Below are 4486 nucleotides of genomic sequence, written 5' to 3' on the forward strand. Positions count from 1 at the left end.
TATCTCATTGATCTGGGTAGTCGCAATGGCACCTTTGTCAACGGTCGTCGAGTTACTATTCCTGTGCCAATTCAAAGTGGCGACCACATTACATTTGGGCAAACTGAACTAGAGTTCTATTGTCCTCATAGCGTTAAATTGACTAAATCTGACAATAATGAGCTAGATACAGACAATCGAGAAACGACGGCAACTGCGATTTTGCATGTCCGCAAGCTAATTTCTGTACTGGTAATTGATATTCGCAACTTCACAGGGCTGACACGCCAAATGGATGAAAAGATCCTGTCAGAGATGATTGGTTCTTGGTTTCGGCAGGCTGGTCAAATCATCCGCACCTATGGCAGTTGGGTTGACAAGTATATTGGCGATGCCATCATGGCAGTTTGGATTCATGAGTCAGAAAACGTGAGTCACGATGAAATGTTACAAATTTTCCGTGCCCTCAGTGCTCTTTACAACATGACCAGCACCCTAGCTACTAATTATCCTTTGCCATTCCCGTTGCGAATTGGAGCTGGAATCAACACGGGCTACGCCATGGTTGGTAACACGGGTAGTGGCGATCGCCCTGACTACACTGCCCTGGGCGACACTGTGAATGCGGCCTTTCGACTGGAGTCATCTACAAAACAGATTGGTTGTGACGTTGCCCTTGGTGAGCAAACCTACGCTCACCTAGCTCCCTTAGTGACTGATAAATCACTATTTAAGAGCTTTTCCGTGGATTTAAAGGGTTATGAAGTGCCAATGACTACATTTGCCTGTACCTTCGAGGCACTGGATCAATTTTTAGCTACCTATGGTGTTACGACAATCTGTAATCACTAGGGATGTGTGCTTTAGTGGATGTAAAAGTTACAACCCTTTCTCTAAAACAGTCTGAATCTCTGCCTTGCGATCGGCCCAGCCATCCAAGTTATAAATGCTGTAAAAGCTGATGGTCAGTGTACCAAATTGAAATGTAACCTCCTGCTTGTTGTTGTCCGTAATCACCACTTTCTTCAACCCATCTCGCAGTGCCTCCTTGCCCAAGTCGTCAATGCATATAGCTTTCAACGCTTCGATTAACGGCTTGAAATATACTTTAAGGAAGGCTTCCTCGTACATGTGGGCTTGGTCTTCCTTAGCAATAGCATCCCAATTAACTTCTAAATTCACCTCAAACCCAGCAGCCGCATCGATTTCTTGCTTCAGTGCAGGCAACTTATTATCTTGAAACGCCTTCACTGCTCGACGTTCTGCTAATCCCATTGTGTAGTCTCCCACTCCAAGATGTCACCTAGATTATACTCGCTAGGGAATTTTGCTTGTTACAAAAGCAAGTAACCATCAGCAACCAAGCCAGATACAGAGATCGAGCACCAGAATCATCTTAGGATCCAGCCGTGGAACAGAGAAAATAGCATCATAGACTACATTTCTTAATGAAAAGATATTGGCCTACGTGTTCTAGCAAACTTGCATAACTATGTTTTTTTGAAATGATAGGGAAAGTTTTTTCTAGAGGAAATAGCGCTGCGGCGGTTCTAGGAATTGCTTTACTTTGTTCTAAGGTTACATGAAGCTATGGTGATGTTTGCTAAAGTTGTGCCCCTAATGCTGTCGTTGGCATCTCTGGCAGCAGTGTTTGGTCTTACTGCCTGTGGTAATAGTCCAACTGACTCATCGACAAATGCCAATGCTAGTGTACCGACTAAAGTTTTGATTGATGGATCCAGTACAGTGTATCCCATCAGTGAAGAAGCCGCCCAGGAGTATACCTTTGAAAGAAAGTCTGCACTTGAATTTGACGTGAAGTTTTCAGGCACAGGGGGTGGCTTTAAGAAATTTTGTGCTGGCCAGACAGACATTAGCAATGCGTCTCGCCCGATTAAGCAGGATGAAATGCAAGCTTGTAAAGCAAATGGCATTGAGTTTATTGAACTACCTATCGCCTACGATGCCCTAACAGTTGTAGTTCACCCCAGCAACACTTGGGTAGACAAGATTACGCTGGCAGAACTCAAGGCCATGTGGGAACCTGCCGCAGAGGGTAAAGTCACCCGCTGGAGTCAAGTGCGGCCAGGATGGCCAGATCGTCCCTTGAAACTCTATGGCCCCGGTAAAGACTCTGGTACCTTCGACTATTTTACGGAAGCTGTTGTGGGCAAAAGAGGTGCTAGCCGTGCTGACTATACGGATAGTGAGGATGATGCCGTGCTAGCTAGAGGGGTAAAGCGGGATCCAGAAGCATTGGCTTACTTTGGCTATGCCTATTACGAAGAAAATGAAAAAGCTCTTAAGGCTGTGCCCATAGATAGTGGCAAGGGGCCTGTTATCCCATCTAGCAAGACAGTTGTGGATGGCACTTATACACCCTTAGCCCGTCCATTGTTCATTTATGTCAACAAAAAATCCTTAGCAGACAAACCTGACCTTAAGCCATTTGTTGAGTTCTACATCCTGAATGCTGAAAATCTGGCCAAGAGGGTAGGCTACACTCCTCTGCCAGACGAAGCCTATGTTGTGGTGTTAGAGCACCTTAAACAGCAAAAGGTAGGCACAGTCTTTGATGGTAAGGCCAAGCCAGGGGTGACGATCGAGGAACTGATGAAGAAAGAAGCTGCATTCTAGTGGTTCCTGAATAGTTGCAGTGTTATGCAATGTGACTACAGGATGTGACGGGGATAACGAGGATGGCAGGGTGTTCCCCAGCACACCTGACCAGCGGGGAGATGCCCGAACACACTACTACGGGCACCAACAACTGTGTTGGCTCCAATATGGACGTTTGGTGCAACAAAGCAGTCAGTCGCAATCCAAACACCATTACCAATGACGATTTCCCCTGTCTGTAGCTGAAAACAAGGATCTGCAATGTCGTGGCTGCCTGTGCACAAGTAGCTGCGTTGGGAAATCACACAGTGGTCACCAATGCGAATGTTGTCTAGGTTGTAGAGCACCACATCGTCACCAATCCAACTGTAGTTGCCAATCACTAGCTTCCAGGGAAAGGTAACACGAGCCGATGGACGAATCACCACTCCCCTGCCAATTTTGGCTCCGAATAATCGCAATAATGCTATCCGAGGAGCATGAAAAGCGTGGGGAGTAATGGGAAAAATGACAGCCTGTAGGAACCACCACAACAACACAATCCATCCAGGTCGGCCACGCTGAAACCCAGCTTGATGATAGCGTCGCAAATCTACCTGTGGTGGTGCATCGACATCAGGTAATTCTTGCCCTTGAATGTGTTGGGTCACCGATCGCGCCGCCTACCAATACTGCGCACTCGACCATGAAAATCCAAGATGGTCTGGGCTAGTTCTGCCAAATGACGTTCAATTGCTTGCTTATGGCGCAACAACTCTTGGAGCTTCTGGTAGCGAGAAATTGCCATGCTCACGCTAGCAACCTGCTCAGGGGGGCAAGGGCGAGACCATAACTCACCCGATTCTGTGTAGCCACAGACATAATAAAATGCTGCCGTGGCATCGTTACCTTGAGGCGGATATGAACGCGGCTGAGGGGAGCGCTGGCGATTGGTCGGTAACCCTTTATGTTGACTAGGGGGAGAATCGTAGCCCTTTGACTCTAGCCAACCATCAATCATAGGCCCTTCATGATAGAGGGCCTCAACTTGACTAACAACGCGATGCAATGCCGATTGCCAACCAATGATGGCTGCTTCAATGTCTCGCAGAAGGTTCATTGCCGTTAGGGGTACTGGTAGGTTTGGCTGTAGGGCAGACTGGCTCATGTAGACCTGAGGCAGATGGGAAAATTCGTCGCGTTTGGCATCTATGGACGATGAACTGAGCCGTGGCGATGCAGACGAGTACTCTATAGGTGAAGGGTGGCAAGAAGGTGTGGAGCTTGAGGGTGGTGACGATCGCAATGGTGATGAGGTTGACGAGTGACTTGGTGTTGACAGTGACCTGAAAGAGGGGAGAGTAGGAACCTTATTGCTGGGATGAGATGGCGTTGACTTTGAGGGAGCTAGCCGACGTACCGACTCGCGATAGGCAGACAAGTCAAAGGAATAGGTTCTGGGCTTAGGTGCGGGGACAAAGGTTGCCTTTGCAGTGCGATCAATATGATCTAGCGGCGAATCGAGTCGCCTAATCCCTGAGTTCACCATTATGTTCCCCCAATTTCATACTGCCCTTAGTATTCTATTATGCGACTGTTAGCCAGTCTTGATCAAGCCATCTAGATAGCTCATTAGGTCACAGTGACTAAAAATCTAGACTCTAAAAACACTAGGCTGTGAACTTATGGATGAGTGCTAGTATCAGGTTTCCAGACAAAAATAATACCCCAATACTCAAAATAATGAACAGGCCAATGCTAACAATCGCTCGCAGTTTAGACGATACGGTTGTTGAGTTTGATGACTGAGGATCCATAGTAGTGACTAATGGGCGTGAATAAGTAGGCGTGAATAGTAAATTTCCAAGGGCAGCGATCGCAGTGTTAGTAAACCACTTGTGGCCATTAT

6 protein-coding genes are annotated in these 4486 nt (G+C 47.1%); 2 read left to right on the top strand and 4 right to left on the bottom strand.

Annotated features, from left to right (window positions below; genetic code table 11):
* Positions 1 to 831, top strand: an 831-nt coding sequence (locus NZ772_14580; protein MCS6814777.1) for an adenylate/guanylate cyclase domain-containing protein, incomplete at its 5' end; no start/stop codon positions are given.
* 27 nt (positions 832 to 858) lie between these two features.
* Here NZ772_14580 and NZ772_14585 read toward each other — a convergent pair.
* Complete coding sequence (locus NZ772_14585; protein MCS6814778.1) at positions 859 to 1254, bottom strand: hypothetical protein; 396 nt, start codon at positions 1252 to 1254, stop codon at positions 859 to 861.
* 321 nt (positions 1255 to 1575) lie between these two features.
* Between NZ772_14585 and NZ772_14590 the strand changes: the two genes are divergently transcribed.
* On the top strand, positions 1576 to 2616 hold the full coding sequence (locus NZ772_14590; GenBank protein MCS6814779.1) for a PstS family phosphate ABC transporter substrate-binding protein: 1041 nt from the start codon (positions 1576 to 1578) through the stop codon (positions 2614 to 2616).
* A gap of 35 nt (positions 2617 to 2651) precedes the next feature.
* Here the strand turns inward: NZ772_14590 and hpsU are convergent, their stop codons facing one another.
* From hpsU to NZ772_14605, 3 genes are all read right to left on the bottom strand, one after another.
* The gene (hpsU, locus tag NZ772_14595; GenBank protein ID MCS6814780.1) at positions 2652 to 3188 is read right to left on the bottom strand and encodes a hormogonium polysaccharide biosynthesis acetyltransferase HpsU; all 537 of its coding nucleotides are present in this window, start codon (positions 3186 to 3188) and stop codon (positions 2652 to 2654) included.
* A gap of 56 nt (positions 3189 to 3244) precedes the next feature.
* Positions 3245 to 4126, bottom strand: coding sequence for a hypothetical protein (locus tag NZ772_14600; GenBank protein ID MCS6814781.1), 882 nt, complete (start codon positions 4124 to 4126; stop codon positions 3245 to 3247).
* Between the two features lie 121 nt (positions 4127 to 4247).
* Positions 4248 to 4486: hypothetical protein (locus tag NZ772_14605; GenBank protein MCS6814782.1), on the bottom strand; the 239-nt coding region annotated here is incomplete at its 5' end.

The organism is Cyanobacteriota bacterium (assembly GCA_025054735.1).
In the GTDB taxonomy this organism is placed as follows: Bacteria; Cyanobacteriota; Cyanobacteriia; order SKYG9; family SKYG9; genus SKYG9.

Bases quoted from the DNA above. Each gene is read 5' to 3' on its own strand.
- NZ772_14585 (MCS6814778.1), bottom strand. From the start codon at position 1,254: ATGGGATTAGCAGAACGTCGAGCAGTGAAGGCGTTTCAAGATAATAAG.
- NZ772_14590 (MCS6814779.1), top strand. From the start codon at position 1,576: ATGTTTGCTAAAGTTGTGCCCCTAATGCTGTCGTTGGCATCTCTGGCA.
- NZ772_14600 (MCS6814781.1), bottom strand. From the start codon at position 4,126: ATGGTGAACTCAGGGATTAGGCGACTCGATTCGCCGCTAGATCATATT.